The organism is Cupriavidus basilensis, assembly GCF_029335485.1.
GTDB classification, from domain to species: domain Bacteria; phylum Pseudomonadota; class Gammaproteobacteria; order Burkholderiales; family Burkholderiaceae; genus Cupriavidus; species Cupriavidus basilensis_E.
On record NZ_JARJLM010000109.1, the window covers coordinates 1 to 21386 of the forward strand.

At 63.3% G+C, this 21386-nt stretch carries 21 protein-coding genes; 9 read left to right on the top strand and 12 right to left on the bottom strand.

From position 1 onward, the window contains the following. Positions 1 to 993 (top strand): xanthine dehydrogenase family protein molybdopterin-binding subunit (locus tag P3W85_RS06175; protein ID WP_276264126.1); only part of this gene is annotated, 993 nt, incomplete at its 5' end. Positions 994 to 1319: 326 nt separating this feature from the next. Here the strand turns inward: P3W85_RS06175 and P3W85_RS06180 are convergent. The 5 genes from P3W85_RS06180 to P3W85_RS06200 all read right to left on the bottom strand — a co-directional run bounded on the left by P3W85_RS06180 (position 1320) and on the right by P3W85_RS06200 (position 5695). After that, a complete protein-coding gene (locus P3W85_RS06180; protein ID WP_276264127.1) occupies positions 1320 to 2276 on the bottom strand; it encodes a 2-hydroxyacid dehydrogenase in 957 nt (318 codons plus the stop codon). 79 nt (positions 2277 to 2355) lie between these two features. Further along, positions 2356 to 2817 (bottom strand): type II 3-dehydroquinate dehydratase, encoded by a 462-nt coding sequence (locus P3W85_RS06185; RefSeq protein ID WP_276264128.1) that lies wholly within the window; start codon positions 2815 to 2817, stop codon positions 2356 to 2358. A 17-nt stretch (positions 2818 to 2834) separates the two neighbouring features. Then, positions 2835 to 3455, bottom strand: a complete 621-nt coding sequence (locus P3W85_RS06190; RefSeq protein ID WP_276264129.1) for a glutathione S-transferase — start codon at positions 3453 to 3455, stop codon at positions 2835 to 2837. A gap of 20 nt (positions 3456 to 3475) precedes the next feature. Continuing rightward, a complete protein-coding gene (locus P3W85_RS06195) occupies positions 3476 to 4474 on the bottom strand; it encodes an NAD(P)H-quinone oxidoreductase (RefSeq protein ID WP_276264130.1) in 999 nt (332 codons plus the stop codon). Between the two features lie 72 nt (positions 4475 to 4546). Next, positions 4547 to 5695 (bottom strand): ABC transporter ATP-binding protein, encoded by a 1149-nt coding sequence (locus P3W85_RS06200; RefSeq protein ID WP_276264131.1) that lies wholly within the window; start codon positions 5693 to 5695, stop codon positions 4547 to 4549. Between the two features lie 412 nt (positions 5696 to 6107). Between P3W85_RS06200 and P3W85_RS06205 the strand changes: the two genes are divergently transcribed. Continuing rightward, positions 6108 to 7361 (top strand): flavin-containing monooxygenase, encoded by a 1254-nt coding sequence (locus P3W85_RS06205; protein WP_276264132.1) that lies wholly within the window; start codon positions 6108 to 6110, stop codon positions 7359 to 7361. Between the two features lie 284 nt (positions 7362 to 7645). On the opposite strand, the gene argE is transcribed toward P3W85_RS06205, so the two are convergent. From argE to P3W85_RS06225, 4 genes are all read right to left on the bottom strand, one after another. Continuing rightward, entirely contained in the window at positions 7646 to 8821 is a 1176-nt protein-coding gene (gene argE, locus P3W85_RS06210) for an acetylornithine deacetylase (RefSeq protein ID WP_276264133.1), read from the bottom strand. Positions 8822 to 8892: 71 nt separating this feature from the next. After that, positions 8893 to 9852 (bottom strand): LysR family transcriptional regulator, encoded by a 960-nt coding sequence (locus tag P3W85_RS06215; protein ID WP_017227241.1) that lies wholly within the window; start codon positions 9850 to 9852, stop codon positions 8893 to 8895. Positions 9853 to 9962: 110 nt separating this feature from the next. Continuing rightward, positions 9963 to 10634, bottom strand: a complete 672-nt coding sequence (locus tag P3W85_RS06220) for a DUF1028 domain-containing protein (RefSeq protein ID WP_276264134.1) — start codon at positions 10632 to 10634, stop codon at positions 9963 to 9965. Between the two features lie 6 nt (positions 10635 to 10640). Then, entirely contained in the window at positions 10641 to 11054 is a 414-nt protein-coding gene (locus P3W85_RS06225) for a RidA family protein (RefSeq protein WP_017227239.1), read from the bottom strand. Positions 11055 to 11689: 635 nt separating this feature from the next. Here P3W85_RS06225 and P3W85_RS06230 point away from each other — a divergent pair. The 3 genes from P3W85_RS06230 (at position 11690) to P3W85_RS06240 (ending at position 14480) form a co-directional block, all read left to right on the top strand. Beyond that, complete coding sequence (locus P3W85_RS06230; RefSeq protein WP_276264135.1) at positions 11690 to 12715, top strand: ABC transporter substrate-binding protein; 1026 nt, start codon at positions 11690 to 11692, stop codon at positions 12713 to 12715. A 93-nt stretch (positions 12716 to 12808) separates the two neighbouring features. Beyond that, on the top strand, positions 12809 to 13657 hold the full coding sequence (locus tag P3W85_RS06235; protein ID WP_276264136.1) for an ABC transporter permease: 849 nt from the start codon (positions 12809 to 12811) through the stop codon (positions 13655 to 13657). A gap of 1 nt (position 13658) precedes the next feature. Then, the gene (locus P3W85_RS06240) at positions 13659 to 14480 is read left to right on the top strand and encodes an ABC transporter permease (protein ID WP_276264137.1); all 822 of its coding nucleotides are present in this window, start codon (positions 13659 to 13661) and stop codon (positions 14478 to 14480) included. A 271-nt stretch (positions 14481 to 14751) separates the two neighbouring features. Here P3W85_RS06240 and P3W85_RS06245 read toward each other — a convergent pair whose 3' ends face one another. Further along, complete coding sequence (locus tag P3W85_RS06245) at positions 14752 to 15810, bottom strand: DMT family transporter (protein ID WP_276264142.1); 1059 nt, start codon at positions 15808 to 15810, stop codon at positions 14752 to 14754. Positions 15811 to 16047: 237 nt separating this feature from the next. Here P3W85_RS06245 and P3W85_RS06250 point away from each other — a divergent pair, with 237 nt between their 5' ends. Together P3W85_RS06250 and dmeF are read left to right on the top strand one after the other, a co-directional pair. Beyond that, positions 16048 to 16326: a metal/formaldehyde-sensitive transcriptional repressor gene (locus P3W85_RS06250; protein ID WP_017227233.1), complete on the top strand. Its 279-nt coding sequence runs from the start codon at positions 16048 to 16050 to the stop codon at positions 16324 to 16326. Between the two features lie 7 nt (positions 16327 to 16333). Then, positions 16334 to 17623: a CDF family Co(II)/Ni(II) efflux transporter DmeF gene (gene dmeF, locus P3W85_RS06255; protein ID WP_276264143.1), complete on the top strand. Its 1290-nt coding sequence runs from the start codon at positions 16334 to 16336 to the stop codon at positions 17621 to 17623. Positions 17624 to 17655: 32 nt separating this feature from the next. Here dmeF and P3W85_RS06260 read toward each other — a convergent pair whose 3' ends face one another. Beyond that, positions 17656 to 18558, bottom strand: coding sequence for a LysR family transcriptional regulator (locus P3W85_RS06260; protein WP_276264138.1), 903 nt, complete (start codon positions 18556 to 18558; stop codon positions 17656 to 17658). A gap of 149 nt (positions 18559 to 18707) precedes the next feature. Here P3W85_RS06260 and P3W85_RS06265 point away from each other — a divergent pair, with 149 nt between their 5' ends. Further along, positions 18708 to 19397, top strand: a complete 690-nt coding sequence (locus P3W85_RS06265) for a CoA transferase subunit A (protein ID WP_430869505.1) — start codon at positions 18708 to 18710, stop codon at positions 19395 to 19397. Then, positions 19394 to 20029, top strand: coding sequence for a 3-oxoacid CoA-transferase subunit B (locus P3W85_RS06270; RefSeq protein ID WP_276264140.1), 636 nt, complete (start codon positions 19394 to 19396; stop codon positions 20027 to 20029). The genes P3W85_RS06265 and P3W85_RS06270 overlap by 4 nt, the downstream gene beginning before the upstream one ends. Positions 20030 to 20043: 14 nt before the next feature. Here P3W85_RS06270 and P3W85_RS06275 read toward each other — a convergent pair whose 3' ends face one another. Continuing rightward, the gene (locus tag P3W85_RS06275; protein ID WP_276264141.1) at positions 20044 to 20937 is read right to left on the bottom strand and encodes an alpha/beta fold hydrolase; all 894 of its coding nucleotides are present in this window, start codon (positions 20935 to 20937) and stop codon (positions 20044 to 20046) included. Positions 20938 to 21386: the final 449 nt, after the last annotated feature.

Below are 21386 nucleotides of genomic sequence, written 5' to 3' on the forward strand. Positions count from 1 at the left end.
ATGGGCGGCAAGCCGGTCAAGGTGACCTGGACGCGCGACGACGACCTGCATCACGATTACTTCCACACCGTCTCCGTCGAGCATATGGAAGCCATCTTGTCCGCCGACGGCCGCGCGCAAGCGTGGCTGCACCGCACGGCGGCTTCCACCATCGGCTCGATCTTCGCCGCCGGCGCCAGGAACGAGGCACCGTTCGAGCTGGGCATGTCCGCGGTGAACATGCCCTTCGATATTCCCAACGTGCGCGTGGAAAACCCCGAGGTCGAAGCACATACGCGCATCGGCTGGTTCCGTTCGGTTTCCAATATCCCCCACGCCTTCGCCGTGCAATCCTTCGCGGCCGAACTGGCCACGGCTGCCGGGCGCGATCATCGCGACTACCTGCTGGCCTTGCTGGGACCGGACCGCCGCATCGACCCCGCGCAACTCTCCGACGCCTGGAACTACGGCGAATCGCCGCAGCAGTATCCGCTCGATACCGGCCGCCTGCGCAGGGTGATCGAATTGGCCACGCGCGAGGCCGGCTGGGGCAAGACGCTGCCGAAGGGCCGCGGCCTGGGGCTGGCGGTCTGCTACAGCTTCGTGACCTATGTGGCTGCGGTGATCGAGGTGGCGGTCGACAAGGACGGTGGCATCAGCGTCCCTCGCATCGACGTGGCGGTGGACTGCGGGGCGCAGATCAATCCGGACCGCATCCGCTCCCAGGTGGAAGGCGCCTGCATCATGGGCATCAGCCTCGCCACCACGGGTGAGATCACCTTCAAGGACGGGCGTGTCCAGCAGGACAACTTCCACCAGTACGAGGTGATGCGCGCATCGTCGGCGCCGCGCCAGATCCATGTGCACCTGGTGCCGGGCAAGTTCAATGCGCCGCTAGGCGGCGTCGGCGAGCCCGCCGTGCCGACCATCGCGCCGGCGCTGTGCAACGCGATCTTCGCGGCTACCGGCAAGCGGATTCGTGCGTTGCCCATCAGGGAGCAGTTGAAGGCTTGAGGCTGAGCGGCGAAGCATCGCAGAAAGCCCATCCATGACCAGCGGAAGGCCGGAACCCACACATTGCGGTCGAGATTCCATTTGCCTTCCGCTCCCGATGCTCTCATCAGCCGAGCTCCCGCTCCCTGAGGTCAGCCAAAGCACAAAGCGCAACATCAGTGGCAGAACGCGCCAGCGCCACTTGATATGCTCCTGCTTCGATGCGCCACTGCCCGGAGAGCACGACAATGGATTAGCGTAAAGCCGGAACTTGTTCCTTTCGCTGGCGTTCAGCGAAAGGAGCTTGACTGTCGCGATGACACCCTGCGCCGGACGTAGTCCATACCTCAATATCCGCGTGCTGGATCGATGATGTTGTCCGGCGATTCGTCGGCGGAAACGCGGATAATATTTTCCGCAATCTGTCTTGCCGCCGATGACGGAATCGCCACCGAAGCCAGGTGGGGTGTGATCAGCACATTGGGCATGCTCCACAGCGGATCCCCGGCAGGCAAAGGTTCGCGCTCGAAAACGTCCAGGGTTGCCCCGCCGATGTGGCCGCTTTGGAGCAGGTCCGTCAGCGCCGCCTGATCGACCAGTGCGCCCCGCGCAACGTTGATGAAGGCCGCGCCTCGCGGCAGCCGCTCGAGTCGCGCCCGATCCAGGATGCCAGCCGTCTGCGGCGTGAGCGGCAGCATCACGACGACAATCTCCGCCTGTCCGAGCACGGTGTCGAGTGTTTCCAGTCCGGCAAAGCACTCCACGCCTTCGATCTGCGCCGGGCTGCGCGACCAGCCGATCACCTTGAGCCCCTGGCGCTGCAGTTCGTGGGCCGCTTTCGCGCCCAGCTGACCGAGCCCCAGAACCGCCACGCGGGTGTCTTCCGGAGAACGGGGATGACGGTAGGCCCACTCGCCCCGCCGCTGCGCCTGCTCGAAGTACGGGATGTCCCGGGCGTGCCGCAGCACAGAGAACAGCACGTACCCCGCCATCATGCGCGCCATCTGCGGGTCCGTGAGCCGTGTGATCGGAATGCCTTGGGGAAGATCCTGCCGCTGAACCAGTGAATCAACCCCCGCCCCCAGGTTGACGATCAGGCGCAGGTTCGTCATCCCGGCAAAAAAATTCTCCGGCGGTTTCCAGGCGAGCGCGTAGTGAATGTCGGCCGGCCGGGTGATTTCGCTGGAGTGAATGACCTTCAGATTCGGGAGCTGGGCCTGGAGCGCGCGCTTCCACGTGTCGAAATCGTCGAATGCGCTGTAGAAGGCCAGCGCGCCCGAGGGAGTGTCTTCAGAAATTGGCATCTTGGCAACCGCATTGAGAAAAATGGCGAGGACGGCAGCGAGAGTACATCTTGCTGCCGTTCCGCGTGCGTATGGGAAATCAGACCGCTGCCCTGCCCTTCTGCACCAGCCGCGTGACGGCCTCGATGGCAAATTCGTAGCCGTCGCCGCCCAGCCCGGCGATCACGCCATCCGCCACCTTGGAGATGTAGGAGTGGTGGCGGAACGGCTCGCGCTTCCAGATGTTGCTCATATGGGTTTCGATGATCTTGCCGGGGAAAGACAGCAAGGCATCGAGGATCGGAATCGACGAGTAGGTCAGGCCGGCCGCATTGATGATGATGCCGTCCGCCACGCCACGCGCTTCCTGGATCCAGTCGACCAGTTGTCCCTCGTAGTTCGACTGCAGAAAGCGCAGGTCGGCATTCAGGGACGCGGCCATTTGCTCGCATCGTGACTGCAGCACCGGAAAGCTGTCGCTGCCGTACGTCTTGTTGGCGTCCAGGCCATAAAGATTGGCGTTGGGGCCGTTCAGGAACCAGATGGTGATCTTTTCGCTCATGTTCCAACCTCTGTATCTCAACCTTCGCGGGGGCGCGTGGCCTGCATGGCGGGCAGGCTTTGGAAAGCCTCATTCCAGCGTGCCGCGTTGCCGTATTGGGCGCGCCAATCGAATTCGGGAAACCGGAAGTCCAGATACCCCAGCGCGCAGCCGATGGTGATTTCACCGATGGTGGGCTGTGCTTCCACCAGGTCCGGTGCGATGGCGTCGATTGACTCGAGGCAGGCGCTGACCTTTGTCAGCAGCGCTTCGCGCCACGTGGGCCACTGGACTTCTTCGGGGCGCGCCGTCCGTTCGTAGCGCGCGAGCAGCGCGGCGTCGAGCAGGCCATCGCCGAGCGCCTGGCGGGTCAGGGCCGTCCACCGCGCGGGGCCGGAGGCGGGAAAGATGTCCGCGGCGTCTGCCCGGCTGGCCAGGTACTCGCAAATCACCCGGCTGTCATAGATGGCCTGGCCATCTTCCAGGATCAGCGTCGGGACCTTGGCGAGCGGGTTGTGGGCCGCGATGCGCGGGTCGCGCCGCACCGGATGGGCGGCGCTGTCCAGCAGCTCGATGTATCCGGCCTGCCCCGTCAGGTGTGCGCAGACCATGACCTTGCGCACGAATGGCGAGGTCGGAGCGAAAAGAAGTTTCAGCATGCTTTGTTGGATGACAGGCTCTAGGGGATCAGGACCAGTTTGCCGAAGACCTTGCCGCTTTCCAGCATCTGGTGGGAAGCGACCGCCTCCGCGAGCGGGAAGGTGGCGTGGATGCGCGGCTTGACCCGTCCGTTTTTCAGCAGCGGGATGACATGGCGGGCAATGCTCTGGGCCATCCGGGTCTTTTCAACATGGCTCTGGGGGCGCATGGTGGACGAGTGCAGGCTCACCTGGCGCTGCATCAGCGTCAGCAGTTCGACATTGACCGCCGAACCCTGCATGAAGGACAGGCTGACATGGCGGCCGCCGAAGGCCATGGCGGCAAGATTGCGGCGGACATAGTCGCCGCCGACGATGTCGATTACCACGTCGACCCCGCGCCCATCGGTGTACTCCAGGCAGGCCTCGGTGAAATCGGTGGTGGGCCAGCAGATCGTCGCATCGGCGCCCATGGCGCGCAGTTCCGGAAAACGGCTTTCGTCGTTGTCCGTGACGATGACGGTTGCGCCGGCGGCATGCGCCATGCGGATCGCGAGCGTGCCGATGCCGCCGGCTGCACCGTGGATCAGGACGGTTTCGCCCATGGCCAGGCGGCCCAGCTCGAACAGGTTGTGCCACACGGTGAACAGCCCCTCGGGCAAGGCGGCTGCCTCGGCGTCGGAAAGCGTGCCGGGCACGATGAAGGACTGATCGACCGGCGCCGTACACCACGGCGCATAGCCGCCGCCGGGCACCAGGCTCATCAGCTGCTGACCCATCAACCGGCTGTCCACCCCGGGACCGCAGGCGACCACTTCGCCGCAGACTTCCAGGCCGAGCACGTCGGTGATGCCGGGCGCGGGCTTCGCGATACCTTGACGCTGCATGATGTCGGGCCGGTTGACGCCGGCGGCGAGCACGCGCAGCAGGACTTCGCCAGCACCGGGCTCGGGCATGGGGCGCTCGGCCAGCGTTAACACACTGGCGTCGCCGGGTTCACGGGCGATGATGGCTTGCATGGAGAGGGGGAGACTGGTCATGGGTGTGTTCTCTCAGGCTGCGTTGTCTGACGCGTTGTGCTGTGCCTTCGCGTTGCGATCTTGCATCTGTTCTTACGTCCGCTTCCGCGGACTGAAAATGCTGACACCCTCGTCGGGCAGCGCAAGTCCCGCGACCGAGCCGATGGGCCATTGCTGCATGGCGCTCAGGCCCGCACTGCGCACCGTGACGACCTGACGGGCCGTCATCGGAATGTCCACGTCGATGAACGTATTGATGTGATCGCCCTGGTAGACGTGATTGATCACCGTGCCGCTCAACACCGATTCGGCATGCAGATGCTCAAGCTTGATGTGCTCCGGGCGCACGTACACGTCCAGCCTTTCCCCGTCGTGCGATGCGTCGGCCAGGCGGGCATGCGGGACGCTGATGAGGCCCGAGCCCAGGCGCAGTTGCACGTCCGTTGCCGTCTGGCCGTGATAATGCGCCGGCAGGATGTTCACGTCGCCCAGGAAGGACGCCACGAACGGGTCTTGCGGGTTCTGATACAGATCGGCCGGCGACGCGATCTGCCGAATGATGCCGTTCGACATCACCGCGATCCGGTCGGACATGGCCAGCGCCTCGCCCTGGTCGTGGGTGACGAATACCGTGGTCAGGCCCAAGCGGCGCTGGATTTCCCGGATCTCGACCTGCATGGCGCCGCGCAGGTTCTTGTCCAGTGCCGAGAAGGGCTCGTCCAGCAGCAGTACCTTGGGCTGGATCACCAGCGCCCGCGCCAGCGCCACGCGCTGCTGCTGGCCGCCCGAGAGTTCGCGGGGCTTGCGGTGCCCGAGGCCGTCGAGCTTTACCAGGTCCGTCACCTGCTTCACGCGCTGTGCGATTTCGTCCTTGCCCACGCCCCGCATGCGCAGGCCATAGCCGATATTGCGCTCGACGGTCATGTGGGGAAAGAGCGCGTAGTTCTGGAAGACGATGCCGATCTGCCGCTTGTGCGGCGGCTCGCACGTCACCGGCTGGCCATCGATGAAAATCTCGCCGGTGTCGGCTTCCGCAAAGCCGGCGATGAGGTTGAGGAGCGTCGTCTTGCCGCAGCCGGACGGGCCCAGCAGGGTGAGGAATTCCCCGCGCCGTATCTTCAGCGAGAGCTCGTGCAGCACGGTGTGGTCGTGATACTTCTTGACCACCCGTTCAAGGCTGACGGCGGTATCGGGCTGTGCGTGGTGTTGCTGTGCGGCAGGCTCGGCGTTGGCTACGTTCATAGTTGTACGGGGATTGAGGAGTATGCCGTGCTCCAGGCTTGGGCCCAATGACATCGAGGCCGAGCTGGTACTGGCAAGCAGGATAAGGCAAACAGCCGGAATCGGGACTTTGCCGAAACTGATGCGGCCCCTCGGAAAAAACGAAATGCCCGTTTTCAGGCGCAGGCGGCACGGATGCGACGGCCCGGAACGCCTTGTGGTGCGCGCGTGCGGGGGGCGGTGCGGCACCCTTCGGCCGGCGCTTTGCTTTTTCCTAAGTCCTGAGTTTGAAAAAAGGTGATTTTCAAACGATGTGGGCTTCATCAAACTGGCCACCGTCGATGAGCGATGTCTCCAGGGCGCCAGTACGCCTTGCTGTCGAAGCTTCCGTTCCGGGGCGACCGACCGGGGCGGTTATTTTTAGGAAATTCAAATGTCAGTGGAAAAAATCAACACCGTGGTGGTCGGTGGTGGCCAGGCGGGCATCGCGATGAGTGAGCATCTCGCGCACATGGGTGTGCAGCATGTTGTGCTGGAACGCAGCCGAATCGCAGAGCGCTGGCGCTCGGAACGTTGGGATTCTCTGGTCGCGAATGGACCGGCCTGGCATGACCGTTTTCCCGGCATGAAATTCGAGGGCATTTCGCCGGAGGCCTTTCCGCCGAAAGAGCGCATGGCCCAGTATTTCGAGGGCTATGCCGCCATGCTGAAGGCGCCGGTCCGTACCGGCGTGGAAGTCAAGCAGGTGGAACGGCATCAAGGGCGTCCCGGCTTCAGGGTGACCACTTCCGAGGGCATCATCGACGCAGACAACGTCGTTGCCGCAACCGGCCCGTTCCAGACGCCGGCCTATCCGAAGATCGTGCCTGAGAGCGAAAAAATCCAGCAGCTGCATTCCTCCTCCTACAAGAATCCGGGCCAATTGGCGGAAGGCGCGGTGCTCGTGGTGGGCGCGGGCGCTTCCGGCTCGCAGATCGCCGAAGAGCTGCGCCAGGCCGGCAAGACGGTTTATCTCTCGGTCGGCGAGCATTACCGCCCGCCGCGCGCGTACCGTGGCCGTGACTACTGCTGGTGGCTGGGCGCGCTCGGCCTGTGGGATGAAGTGAGGATCCGGCCCAAGAAGGCGCACGTCGCTTTCGCCGTGAGCGGCTATGAAGGCGGCAAGACCGTCGATTTCCGGCGCCTGGCGCACGCGGGCATCAACCTGGTCGGCCTGACTCAATCCTACAAGGATGGCGTCATGACGTTCGAGCCAGGCCTGCCCGAGAACGTCGCCGAAGGCGACCGCGCCTACTTCGACGTGCTGCGCGAAGCGGATGCCTATATCGAAGAGAATGGCCTGCCGTTTCCGCCGGAACCTGACGCCTGGGAGCTGCTGCCGGACCCGGAGTGCCTGAAGAACCCGATCCTCAGCCTCGACCTGGCCGAAGCCGGCATCACCACGATTCTCTGGGCGACCGGTTTCAAGTTTGATTTCAACTGGCTGAACGTGAAGAATGCGTTCGACGAGAAGGGCGATCCGTTCCACAAGCGCGGCATCTCCGCAGAAGGCGGTATCTATTTCCTGGGCCTGCCGAATCTGGTCAACCGGGCGTCGTCCTTCATCTATGGCGTCTGGCACGATGCGAAATACATCGCTGACCATATCGTCCTCCAGAATGGCTATATGACGTATGAGCGGTCTTGAGCCTGTTCTTGAAGCTGTTCTTGAGGCTGCACGGTGACCTGCCATTGGTAACGAGGTTGCACGGACGAGCTGCCGGATCGGGTGATCCGGCAGCTTTTTGTTTTTTCAAGGGAGTTCCCATGGCCGCGATGACGTGCATTGAAGACCTGCGCAGCCTGGCGAGAAAGCGCGTGCCGCGCATGTTCCATGAGTGTCTGCGGCCGCGTGCCTAGCCAGAACCGCTTCGCTTCAATTTGATGGCGTCTCTGAGGCGTCCGGGCCGAAGCTGGCCTGGACGCCAGGATTCATTGACAGAGAAACTCCACGAGGCCGGCCAGCATGCGGTCGCAGGCTTCGATCTGCGCCAGCTCCACATACTCGTCGGCCTTGTGTGCGACTTCAATGCTCCCAGGCCCGCAGATCAGCACTGGCGTTTCGTTCCAGCTCTGCTGGAACAATCCACCCTCGCTGCCATAGTCCACCTTGGTGCATGGGGCGCCCGGGGGGAGCAGCGAGGCGAGCAGGCCGACAGCGGGCGAATCCTCGCGGGTGTTCAGGCTTGGATAGCTGTTCGTCATCTGGATGTCTGGCAAGGGCGCCGCAGGATCCAGCGCCTCATTCTTGACGCGCTCGGCCAGGCGTTCCAGGACGCGCTTCAGGATCTCCTCGGGTTTATCTTCCGAGACATTGCGAATCTCGAAGCCGACTTCGCATTCGCTGGGCACGATGTTCAAGGCGCGGCCGCCATGGATGAGGCCGGCGTGGACCGTGCTGTAGGGCACGCCGTAGCCCTCGTCGCGCGGGCCGCTTTCCGCCAGTTCACGCTGCACGTCCCGCAGGGATGCGACGAGGTCGCTGGCCATGTGGATGGCGTTGAAGAACCTGGGCGCCAGGCCTGAGTGGCCGGCCTGGCCGCAGCAGACGGCCCGGTAGGCAGCCTTGCCCTTGTGACCGGTGCCGATCCGCATCAGGGTCGGCTCGCCGACAAGGCACAGGTAGGGTGCGGGGATGCTGTTCTCCAGGCGGCGCAGCAGGTGGCGCACGCCAACGCAGCCGATTTCCTCATCGAAGGACAGCGCTAGCTGCAAGGGGCGCTGGAGCGGCTGCCGAGCGGCTGCCACCATGGCGGTGACGGCGCAGGCCACGAAGCCTTTCATGTCGGCTGTGCCGCGTCCGTAGATGCGGCCATCCCGGTGCGTTGCCTCAAAAGGGGGCGAAGTCCAGGGCTGGCCTTCCACCGGCACCACATCGGTATGGCCGGAGAGCAGGACGCCCGGAACGCCCACCGGACCGACCGTTGCAAACAGATTGGATCGGCTGGGGTCTTGCGGGTCGGGCGCGAGCATCGATTCGATGCCGGCTTGCGCCAGGATATCCTGGACCTTGTGGATGAGCGCGATGTTTGGCGTCAGGGAAACCGATGCGAAAGAAATGAGCGTCTCCAGGAGCGGGACGCTTGCGGAGGAGGTTTGATTTTCCATCTCTGGCCATTTTGTTGGGGCGTTGCCGGATACGGCATGACCGGTGAAGTTGGCGCTTCAGGACGCCGGTTTCAGGGCGCTGCAATATGGGGATCGAAGTAGCTTGGAGCGCTCATTCCCGGGATGTATTGGTCGGAGATATAAGCGCGGCAGCGTTCCATGAAGACTCTCGTCAATCTTGACTGTTTCATCGGCTTGTAAGTCGCCAGGCCGAGCAGCATGGGCCGATGGGTACCGGCAAGGCGGACCCGCACCATGCGTTTTCCATCGAGCGACTGATTGGATTTGGGGCGCACATTGAAGAGCGCGTAGCCAATTCCGTTGGCGACCATGGACCGGACTACTTCCGTGGACTGCGAACGCGCCGCGATGTTCGGCGTCACGCCGGCCTTTTCAAACAGGGAGGCGAAATAGTCCCGGCTCATCGGCATATCGAGCAGGACGTAGGGTTCGGGCGCCAGCTCTTCGAAGGAGACGACTCTCTGCTGCGCCAGCGGATGGACCTCGCTCACCAGGACATAGGGCGGCATCGTCGCCAGGCTCTCGAACTGGATGTCATCGCCAAGGTTCAGGTCGTAGGTGATCGCCAGGTCGATCTCGAGCCCATGGAGCTTGTTCATCAAGACCTCCTGATCGCCTTCGACCATCTGCAGCTCGATTTTGCTGAAGGCGCGCGAAAAGCCGAAGATGACCTCGGGCGCAATCATGGCCGTGAGCGATTGGAAGCTTCCCACCCGCAAGGTGCCCTGGATGACGTCGCTCGAATCGGAGGCGATTTCATAGAGTCGGGACGACCGTCCGAGCATATCTTCGCAGTGACGCAGGACCAGCCTGCCGATGGTGGTCAGGCCAATGCCCTTGGAAGGATGGCGCACGAACAGCTGCACGCCCAGTTCGGCCTCGATATGGGCGATGGCTGCGGAGATCGAGGGAGAGGAGATATGGATTTGCGTCGACGCAGCGGCGATGCTGCCATGCTTCGCCGTCGCGACGAAATACTCCATCTGGCGCAGGGAAATGCGATTGAGCATGTCGAGATCAAGAAAAGGTGAACGGTCCAGTGTACTGGAGAAGGTTTGCCCTTTCGAGCGCCGGCCGCCTGACCGGCGCGGTCACGCTGTCATTCGATGCGTCGGCCAGATCACAGGTTTCCGGGAACGCCGAAGCTGGGCGCCGCACGGGGATCGAGCGCCCGCTTGACATAGTCCTTCAGCTGCGGCGCGTAAACCTGCCAGGCGGCATAGAGGGTCTCGACCGGATCGTTTTCCACCCAGTCCAGGCGCAGATCCACGACAGGCCAGTTCTGCGCATCGTAAACCAACAGGCCTGCCGAGTGCACCGGACCTTCCTCGCCGCCGGCGGCCTGGCCGGCGAGCATGGCCTGCATCAGCCGTTCCGCCAGCGCGCCTTCGGTCCGCTCGAAGGCCGACAGCATGGCCTGGGGCACGTCACGCGTCGCCAGCATGTTGCCCGCGCATGCGGCATGGGTGCCGACCACGCTTGCCAGGGTGCCCAGCGCCTTGGCACCCGTGAAAACCACCGGCGGGTTGTGCGCGTCGATGGCCATGAGCTGGCGATACTCGATATGGGGGCGCTTCTGCAGCTCGGCGAGGGCACGTTCCGGGGTCAGGCCGCTGGCCATCAGGTCCAGGGCGAGGGGACCCAGATCCGGGTCGGTAATGTTCTGGCTTGCGGCTGCGCCGACCCCTTTGCGGCCGCGGATGCAGCGCGAGGCAACCGCCGGTGACGAGGACGCCACGGCGGCGCCGAACTGGCCGGTGGCGGGGCACCGCGCGATGATGGAAAAGGTCATGGCAGCTCAGTCGGGGATGACAGCGGTGGCGTCGATCTCGACCAGCCACTCGGGGCGGGCCAGAGCGGATACGACGATGCCGGTCGAAACCGGGAAGACACCCTTCAGCCAGCGGCCCACGACGCGATAGACCGCCTCGCGGTAGCGCGGGTCGATGATGTAGATCGTGATCTTGCAGATGTCCTCGAGCTCGCCGCCGGCTTCCTTGAGCAGCATCGCGATGTTGGCCATGGCCTGCTCCGCCTGTCCGGCGACGTCCCCGATGCACACGCTCTCCGAGGTGTCGAGGTTCTGGCCGATCTGTCCTCGCAGAAAAACGGTACTGCCTCGCGCGACAACGGCTTGGCAAAGGTCGTTGTCCAGATTCTGTTCAGGGTAGGTAACCTTCGTGTTGAAGGTGCGGATGCGGGTATGCTTCATGGTCGATTCAGGTCGATTGAGGTCGATTCAGCAGGTGGCGGGAGGCTGGGGGCGATGCACCCCGAGTCCATGGTCATGCGCAGCGGCTGGCGGCGCCATTTGTATTTTCCGGCTGGCCGTTTAGGAATTTCCGAATACCACCGAACCTCAGACGGCCGCTAACCTGTCCCAGACGGCGGAACAATCCACAACCCCATCGGGAAATGTGAGGCACCCCTACGAAAAAGCCGACTTGGCCGCATGGTACGACTTTCACATCATAGGCTCCGTAATTCGAAGTCATTGCGTCAAAGTCGTTGCGTCAGAGCAATGGCGTCGGCGTCGTTGCATCGAATGACGGCGTTGAATTGTTGCGGCGGTGGCATTATTTTTGCGTCGCACAAGCGTCGCACCAACGTGGCGCATGAAAAGGCGCTATCAACATGATTCATGTGTCGTTGCATGGCCTTGCCGTACTACGTGTACTGTCGGCGGCCACGCGTGCGCCTGCGCTGATCACGCATGCCTCGCTCCGCCCTGGCCAGCAACGCTTCTGCATTGTGATTGCGTTTATCAGTGGCACGTTCCAGCGTATTTCCAGTTCTATCAGATGTTTATCTTTTCGAGATGTTTATCTTTTCGATTGGGGGTAGTAAATGACGATTCGCAAGCTTTTGACACTTTGCGCGCTCTCCGCCACGCTTGGCAGTACGGCGGCATGGGCCCAGGAAGCCTTGGTGGTGAGCACCTGGGGCGGCAGTTTCCGCGACCTCATCGATGAAAGCATCGGCAAGGAATTCACGCGGCAAACCGGCGTGCCGGTCAAGTACATCACGGGCGGCACCATCGACCGCCTGAACAAGGCGAAGCTTGCCTCCAAGCCCGAGAGCGACGTCACCTTCACGACTTCCCACGTTGGCTGGCTCTACGTCAACGGCAATCTCTTTGAAAAGCTGGATACGAGCAAGATTCCGAATTACAAGCATCTTGTCGATCGCGCCAGGATCAGCCCGTATCACATCGGCAGTTGGGCCTATGTCTATACCATCGGTTATCGCGCCGACATGGTGCCGCCCGGCATCAAGTTCGAGAGCTGGAACGACCTGTGGAGCCCGGCCCTGAAAGGCAAGATTGGCGTGCCTGACTTCGATCCGAGCCATGTGGTCGCGGTTTCGGCCATGCTGTCGGGCGGCGATGCGAAAAGCTGGGAAAAAGGCCAGGACAAGCTCAAGGCGCTCAAGCCCAACCTCAAGGCGTTCTATACCAATGACGCCAATGCGCAGCAGTTGATCGCCACCGGCGAAACGCCCGTGCAGGTCATCCTGTCGATCAACGCCTATCACATGATCAGCCAGGGTGTGCCCATCAAGTTGGTCACGCCGAAGGAAGGCGCAGTGCTCGGCATCGACACCATGGCCATCACGAAGGGCTCCACCAAGGCCGATCTGGCTTACAAGTTCATGAACATCGCCTTGTCGCCGGACGTCCAGTCGAAGATCGTGGCCTTGAAGAAGGCGAGCCCCGTCATCGACGACGCCAGGGTTTCGCCTGAAGACGCCAAGCTGCCCGGCGTGTTCACGACGAAGGAGCAGTGGGAACAGGCCATCCTCGTGGACCACAAGCTGCGCGCCGAGAAGACTGCGGAATGGCGGAAGTGGTTCACTGAAAACGTCATGAACTGAACCCGATAGCAAGGGTATGGAAGGCGGGTCGCCGCGGCCATGCACCGCGCCGATCCTCCCTCGCCGATTGAGCGTCTGGAATAAGGTTTAAGAATGCGCCCCGATCCACGAGCCTGGCTGGTCTCCCCAGCAGTACTTGTCGCGCTGTGCATCGCAGTATCGTTGATTGCGGTCCTGCAGTTCAGCTTCCGGGCGTATGTGCCCGGCTCCCTGGATGTCGGCGGATTCACGTTCGCCAACTTCAGCGGCTTGACCAAGTCGATCTATCTCGACGCGTTCTCCAACACCTTGTGGCTGAGCGTGGAGACGACCGTGTTTTCGCTGCTTGTTGCGTACCCGCTGGCCTATGCCCTGGTGCGCGTCAGGAGCCGGGCGCTCAAGTCCTTCATCCTCGTGGTGTCCATCACGCCCCTGTTTCTGGGGGAAATCGTCCGGACCTACTCCTGGATCGCCGTCCTGGGCAGCAATGGCTTCATCAATGGCACGCTGCGAAAGCTCGGCCTGATCGACTGGCCGCTGGAACTCATGTTCACGCACCTGGGCGTGCTGGTCGCGCTGGTGCACGTGACGATTCCCGTCGTGGTCCTGATGCTTGCCACGGCAATTTCGCATATCGACCGGGACTACGAAAAAGCCGCCCAGAGCCTGGGTGCCGGCCCGGTCAGGACCTTCCTCACGGTCACGCTTCCGCTTTCGATGCCAGGCATTCTGGCTGGCATCACAACAGCGTTCGCCTGGACCTTCAGCGCCTTTGCGACGCCTCAGATGATTGGCGGAGGCCGCGTGCCGACGGTTTCGACGCTGGTGTACCAGCTTGGCTTCGCTTCCATGAACTTCCCGCTGGCGGCCAGCCTGAGTGTCATGGGCTTGCTGCTGACGGCCGCAGCGCTCTTTTCCCTGGGGCTGTTCACCAAGCGGCTGAAAGCCATTGGAGGGCACTGAAATGAGAATCAAAAGCGCTTTGCCTTTGCCGCTGCGTGTCGCGGGCCCCCTGCTCGTCGCCATCCTGCTTGCATTCGTGCTGCTGCCGGTCGTGGTGGTGACGATCGCCGCCTTCAACGAAAAGGCGATCATCACGTTCCCGCCTGAATCCTATTCGCTGACATGGTTTGCACGCGTCTTCAGTTATCCGGATTTTCGGGATGGATTCCGCGCCAGCCTCGTCATCACCGGATGGTCCTCGTTCATTGCGCTGGTGATCGGGACCTGCCTGTCGATTGCCGTCAAACGGCTGGAATTCCCCGGCAAGCAGACGCTGCTGGCCATCGTGCATTCTCCGCTCGTGGTGCCGCACTTCACGCTGGGGCTGGGCCTGCTCATCCTGGTGTCACAGGCCTCCATAGACCGCTCATATGGCGTCGTCATCCTGTGTCATGTGATGCTGGTGCTGCCGTTCGTGCTGAAGAGCGTCTATGTTTCCATGGAAAACCTGGACGCAAGGCTGGAACAGGCGGCAGCAAGCCTCGGTGCGTCGCCGCTGAAGGTGCTTTTCACGATTACGATTCCGCTGCTCGCGCCGGGGCTGTTTGGCGGCTGGTTGTTTGCGGCGATCATGTCGTTCAGTGAATTCACCGCATCGCTTTTCGTCACAACGCAAGACACGCAGACACTGCCCGTTTCCATGTACAACTATGTCCGGGAGTTTGCCGATCCGACGCTGGCCGCACTGTCAGTCGTCTATATTGCCGTGACGGCTAGCGTGCTTGCCTTTGCGAACTATTTTCTGGGCTTGGGGAAAATCCTCAATATCGAGGAAGGGCATTGACCCGCGTGCGTTGCCGAAAGCCGTGCTAGCGGTATGGACCGCTAGCACGGCAGATGCCATCCCATGCGCAGCGAGATGAGCCGGGATTCCCCTGCGCCTCTGCCCGCTGCATCTTGGCGGCGTCCTGCCATTTGCCGTCATCCATCACCGGCCTGAAGAAGCGGATTCGTGCGTTGCCCATCAGGGAGCAGTGAAGGCATAGGGCGAGGCGCCCGAGGCATCGCTGCCGGAGAGGTAGCCGGCAAGCGATGCCCGGACAAACAGGCTGCCGCTAGTGGCCATGCCGATGGTGAATGTCCGGATAATGCGAGTGCCTGTGCTTCATCGCCGCATGAACGTGAGGATGCACATGCGGCTCCTTCCCATCCCAGGCGAATGCATGCGCATGCTGGTGATGTTCGTCATGCCGATGGGCGTGCGTATGCATCATCGGCTCATGGGTGTGCTCGTGCTCGTGCCGCTCGCGAAGGTGCAACCACACGCCAATCGCCATCAAGCCGCCGGCAAGCCAGAACAGAAGATCGGGCACCTGGGGCCAGAGCGCGAAGGAAAGGATGACGCCAAAAAGCGGTGCGACCGAAAAATATGCCCCGGTTCTCGCCGTGCCGAGGTGGCGCAGCGCTACGACAAAGAGCGCCAGACTCACACCATAGCCCGCAAAACCAACCACCATGGCAGAGGCCAGGGGCAGGGCCTCGGGCAGCCTGGCACCTGCCGCCAGCGCAACCGCCGTGTTGCAAGCGCCGGCGAACAAGCCCTTTATGCAGGCAATCAAGACCGCGTCGTTGGAAGAGACCTTCCGCGTCAGGTTGTTGTCGATGGCCCAGCAGGCGCAGGCAGCAACAACCAGGAGTGCGCCCGGAGATAACGTCGCGCCCTCGGCTTGCCATGAAAGCAGAACGCCGCCGGCGACGATGGCGAACATCCCCAGCACAATCTGCCGGTCCGCATTCTCCCGGAACACAATCCAGGCGATCAGTGCCGTGAAAACCCCCTCCACATTCAACAGCAATGATGCCGACGCCGCACCGGTGGTGGTAAGGCCGGCCATCAGGAGCGCTGGTCCCGCCACGCCCCCCGCCAGGATGGCGCCCAATAGCCACGGGATTTCGGCGCGAGGGATGGCGGGGCCCCCGGCCGCGTGGTCGCGTCGCGGCCAGGCCAGACGCCGCAGCAATAGCAGCGCGCCCAGGCCAAGCCCGCTGCCAAGGTAGAGCAGGCCTGCAAGCAGCAACGGCGGCACGGATCCGGTGAGGAACTTGGCTAGCGGCGTGCTGGCGCCGAAGAGTATCGCGGCGGCGAGTGCCGGGGCAGCGGTGCGGACAGACATGTTTGAAGGGCGGGTGAGGTCAACGGCTACTGAATGATCGGGGCAACTGTCGCGCAACGGGCAACCGGAGGCCTCGTCGCGCTTAAAAAAAAGCGCCTTTTGAAGCGCCTCATAAGAAAGCGCCGCTTGTCTTGCCTTTCCACTTTCCAGGAAAACAAGACCCGGTGGCAGGCAAGGCCATAGTAACTCGTATCGCAAATAAACTATACTCCCCCTCACTATATTCGAGGTGGTGCCGTGAGTCACACGATCCGCGAGAAACAGAAGCTGCTGAACCGGGTGCGTCGCATACGGGGCCAGATCGATGCCATCGAACGCGCGCTCGAGGAAGAGCAAGGCTGCGCAGATGTGCTGCAGCAGATTACGAGCTGCCGCGGGGCCATGAACGGTCTTTTGGCGGTGGTACTGGAAGACCACATCCGCACGCACCTTGTCGAGGCCGGGCCTGCCCATGGCGAGCCTGACGGCGACGCCAGGGAGCAACTCATCGAGGTCGTGCACAGCTACTTTAAGTGAGCCAGCAATGAGCAATTTCTACGACGCCCCGTTCGAGGCGGGTCATGACCACGTGTTCCTCGGCGCGGGGCACGAGAAAAACGAACGCAAGACCTGGGCCGTGATTGTCCTCTGCAGCCTCATGATGGTTGCCGAAATCGTCGGTGGCAGCCTCTTCGGTTCACTGGCCCTGGTTGCGGATGGGCTGCATATGTCGACGCATGCCGGCGCCATGCTGATTGCAGCGCTCGCCTACACCTATGCGCGCCGCCACGCCAAAGACCCGCGCTTCGTCTTTGGCACAGGCAAGCTGGGCGACCTCGCCGGGTTCACCAGCGCCATCGTCCTGGCCATGATTGCCTTGCTGATCGCCTATGAGGCTGTGGTCCGCTTCTTCTCTCCCGTGCCGATTCATTTCAACGAAGCCATTCCCATCGCCGTCGTCGGCCTGCTGGTGAATATCGCGAGTGCCTGGCTGTTGAGCGGCGGGGACCATCACGGACACAGCCACGGACACAGCCACGGCCACGGCCATGGACACGCGCACGGTGCCGGGCACGACCACGATGAGGAGGTACTGCGTATTTCCACGCCGGAGGGTGTCTTCGCCCTATCCATCTTCGAAGATGGCGTGCCGCCGGTGTTTCGCCTCACGGCTGAGACGGAGAACCTGGCCCTGCCGGTCAACGCGGTGACCGTGACCACGATCCGGCCGGACGGTAGCCGCCAGGAATTTGCGCTGCTTCGCAACGCAGATTTCCTGGAGTCCACCACCGAGATTCCCGAGCCGCATGCATTTACCGCGGTGGTCGGCCTTGCCGGTGGCGAGCATGTCGTGGAATTCAAAGAGCACGAGCATGGTCACCAGGAAGGACACGGCGCACATCACCGCGACCACAATATGCGGGCCGCCTACATCCATGTCGTCGCCGATGCCGCCGTCTCCGTCCTGGCCATCGTCGGCCTGCTGCTGGCCAAGACGTTCGGCTGGCTCTGGATGGACCCGCTGGCCGGTGTCGTGGGCGCGCTGGTGATTGCCAACTGGTCGTATGGCCTCATCCGCGACACGGGCGGCATCCTGGTCGATATCAACCCGGACCGGCGCATGGCAAGCCGGATGAAGGCGTTGCTCGAAGCCGATGGCGACAAGCTGGTCGACCTGCACGTCTGGCGCATTGGTCCAGGCCACCTGAGCGCCGTGGTGTCGGTAGCCACGGACAAGCCGCTACGTGGACCGCAGTTCTACCATTCGCAGTTGCGGAAGTTCGACAGCCTGTCGCATATCACCGTGGAGGTCCACACTTCACGGGCTGCGTGATTCGACCAATCCCGCCGGCCGATGCGCCCAGGCTAAGCATGATCCCGAGCGGCCCGGCACCGTTCCACCATCCGCAACACCGAAGGCGACCGCTCGTTCTTCCGATGGATCACGGCAAGGTGCGAAACCACATCGTTGCGCGCGAGCGGCTTGAATACCACATCGGGCGGCGCGAACGCGCGCATCGAGGCCGGGATCAACGCCACGCCGAAGCCCGCCGCCACCATGCCGATGATGGTGGACATCTGCCGCGACAAGGCCTCCACGCGCGGCTGGAAGCCGGCATTGCCGCAGATGGCGAGCGTGATGGCATAGAAACCGGTGCCGTGTTCGGTATGCGTGCAGATAAAGGTTTCGTCGCGCAGCAGGGCCACGTCGATACGCGTGCGATGCGCCAGCGCGTGCGTGGCGTGCATTGCGATCACGACCGGTTCGATGGCGATATCGAATAGAGCCAGCCCTTCCGGCAAGGACCGCAGCGGCGGCCGGATAAAGCCGATATCCAGTTCCCCGCACGCCACGGCGTCGAGTTGCAGCGGCATATCGGACTCCCGGACAGCGAGCCGGACCGCCGGGTATGCCTGGCGAAAACGATAGATCAGACCCGGCAGCAAACCCGAGAGCGCCGCGGACGCGACATATCCGATGGAGACGCTGCCGGCATCGCCCCGGCTCGCGCTGGCGGTCGCCAGTTCGGCGTGCTGCACCTGCCGCAGGATCCCCGCCGCCTCGTCATATAGAACGGTGCCCACCTCGGTCAGCGCCAGGCGGCGTTTGCTGCGCGAGAGCAAGGGCGCACCCGCCTCCTGCTCTATCCACCGGAACTGCTGGCTGAGCGCGGGCTGCGAGATGCCAAGGCGTTCCGCTGCGCGCCCAAAGTGCAGTTCCTCGGCCAGCGCCACGAAATATCGGTAATGCCGGAGTTCCAGGTTCATCGGATGGCCTGTCGGATCCTTGGTAAATAAGCGTAGCTTATCAACAATTAATCCCTGGATACTTGAACCTATCGACCTGGCCGATGCATGATGCGTGGCTTGGCGGCGGCAACGCCGCGGCGCGGATCGGGAGCAAGTCGGGCATGGCATTGACAAACAAAGAAGTAGCCGGTTGCAGCGAGGCGGTTGCCGGCCTGCATGACGGGGCGATCCTGATGGTGGGCGGCTTCGGCAGCGCGGGGCTGCCGCGCGGCTTGATCGACGCGGTGCTGGCGCATGGCGCGCGCGATCTCACGGTGATCTCCAACAACGCCGGCTATGACGGCGAAGGCGTGGCCAGCCTGATCGAAGCCGGGCGCGTGCGCAAGCTGGTCTGCTCGTATCCGCTGACAGCCGGCGCCACGGCCTTCCGCGATGCCTACCGGCGCGGCGAAGTCGAGCTGGAACTGGTGGCGCAGGGCACCCTGGTGGAGCGCATCCGCTGCGCCGGCGCGGGGCTGGGCGGTTTCTATTGCCCCATCACTGCCGGCACGGTCCTCGCCGAGGGCAAGGACACGCGGGAGATCAATGGCGTGCAGCACGTGCTGGAATTGCCACTGCACGCGGATTTCGCGCTGATCCGCGGCAGACATGCCGACCGGCTTGGCAATCTCGACTATCACCTGGCCGGACGCAACTTCAATCCGGTCATGGCCACGGCGGCGCGCATGGTGGTGGCGGAGGTCGATGCCATGGTCGAGGCCGGGGCCATGCACCCCGAGCATATCGTGACGCCCGGCATCTTTGTCCACCGGGTCGTCCGCGCGGTTGCAGCCGAACGGGCGGGGAGCGCCAAATGAAGCGATGGAACCGGGAACAGATCGCCCGGCGCGCGGCGCAGGATATCCGGCCAGGCGCTTACGTCAATCTCGGCATCGGCCTGCCGACCCAGGTGGGCGACATGATCCCGCCCGAGCGCGAGGTCTTCCTGCACAGCGAGAACGGCATCCTCCATCTCGGACCGCGTCCGCCGGCCGGGCAGGAGAATCCCGAACTGATCAATGCCAGCAAGCAGCCGGTGACGCTGCGCCCCGGCGCGGCGATCTTCGATTCCGCGCTGAGCTTCGCGATGATGCGCGGCGGCCATCTGGACCTGGCCATCCTGGGCGCCTACGAAGTGGCGGAGAACGGCGACCTCGCCAACTGGAGCCGGGGCGACCCGGCTACGCCGCCCGCGGTGGGCGGCGCCATGGAACTCGCTTTCGGCGCCCGCGAGGTGTGGGTGCTGATGGAGCACACCACGCGCGACGGCCGCCCGCGCCTGCTGCACCGCTGCAGCCTGCCGCTGACCGCGCGCGGCGTGGTCCGCCGCATCTATACCGACCTGGCGGTGATGAGCGTGACGCCGGACGGCTTGCGGGTGGAGGCCATGGCCGAGGGCCTGACGCTGGCCGGGTTGCAGGCCCTGACCGAGGCGCGCCTGGTGAGCTGAGGCGCCCGTGGGTGTCAGCGGCCGGACACCACCCGCTCGATCCACGCGCACAGGACGGCCATCACCTCCGCGCGATTGGTTTCGTTCAGCGTTTCGTGGCGTGCCCCGCCGAACACGTGGGACGTGACGTCCGTCTGGCCCGCCGCGCGGTAGCGCGCGCACAGCGGCTCGAACCAGGCCAGCCGATTGTTGACCGGATCGTGGTCGCCGGTGAACAGGTAGATGGGCAGCGCCGGGCGGATGCGCGTGAGCGTTTCCGGCTGGGCCAGCCGCGCGCATTCGGTGAAGATCGAGACGCGCGACTCCGGCATGACCGTGAACCCGCACAGCGGATCGGCGATATACGCATCGACCTGCGCCGGGTCGCGGCTGAGCCAGTCGAATGGCGTGCGGCTGTCGGGCAGCGTCGCGTTCAGGTCTTCGAGCTTGAAGCCCGCCTGCGCGGCCGCAGCGAGCAAATCCACCGCCGTCGTGCCCGACAGCGACACCCCGGCCAGCAAGCCGCTGTGTTCGACCAGATAGCACTGGGCCGCGAACGATCCCATGCTGTGGCCGAACAGGATCAGCGGCAAGCCGTCATGCTGCTCCAGCACGTACCGGCTCAGCACGGCCATATCGTCCACCAGCGCGGCAAAGCCGCGCGGCCCGAAATCGCCCAGCGTGCCGCTGGCCGCGGCATCCGCGCCGTGTCCGCGGTGCTCGTTGGCGTAGACCACGTAGCCGGCGGCAACCAGTACCTCGGCCAGCGCGCGATAGCGTAGCGAGTGCTCGCCCATGCCATGGGCGATCTGCACCACGGCGCGGGGCGGGGCGCCGCCTTGCCAGCGGTGCGCCTCTATCCGGTGGCCATCCTGCGTGTCGAGATGGAAATGCGTTTCTTTAGCTTGGCTGGTTTGACTGGTTTGCATGCCATGGCCTCTGGTTTGAGCCGGACGGGTCGGGAGTGACCGGGCCGGCCTGGCCATGGTACGAAACAATATGCGCGGCGGCTATCCGGGTTGCTCCGCACCAGCAGCGCGGCGTGCCTGCGCCGTTTGCTGCGAGTGCGTGGCTGCTCAGGAGCAAAAGGGGTCTCGCACCGTCCATCGACGCTTATCCGGGCCGCTTTAGCACTGCCTCGGAGAACTGCAGCGTGGTGGGCCGAAATGGGCTTTCTCTCACAAACATGGATTGCGCGCCATGCATTTGAACGCCGGATTATTTTTAATTTTTTGTTGTTAGTGATTTAGGGTTTCATTACCCAAAATCTGAGTAGTTACTGGCTATTTTGGCAAATTAAGGTATTTTGTTTTCAGTAGGAAATTTTGTATTTTTTAGGACCTGATGATGGCCTGCAGGGCCTAAAGGCGGAGTGGCG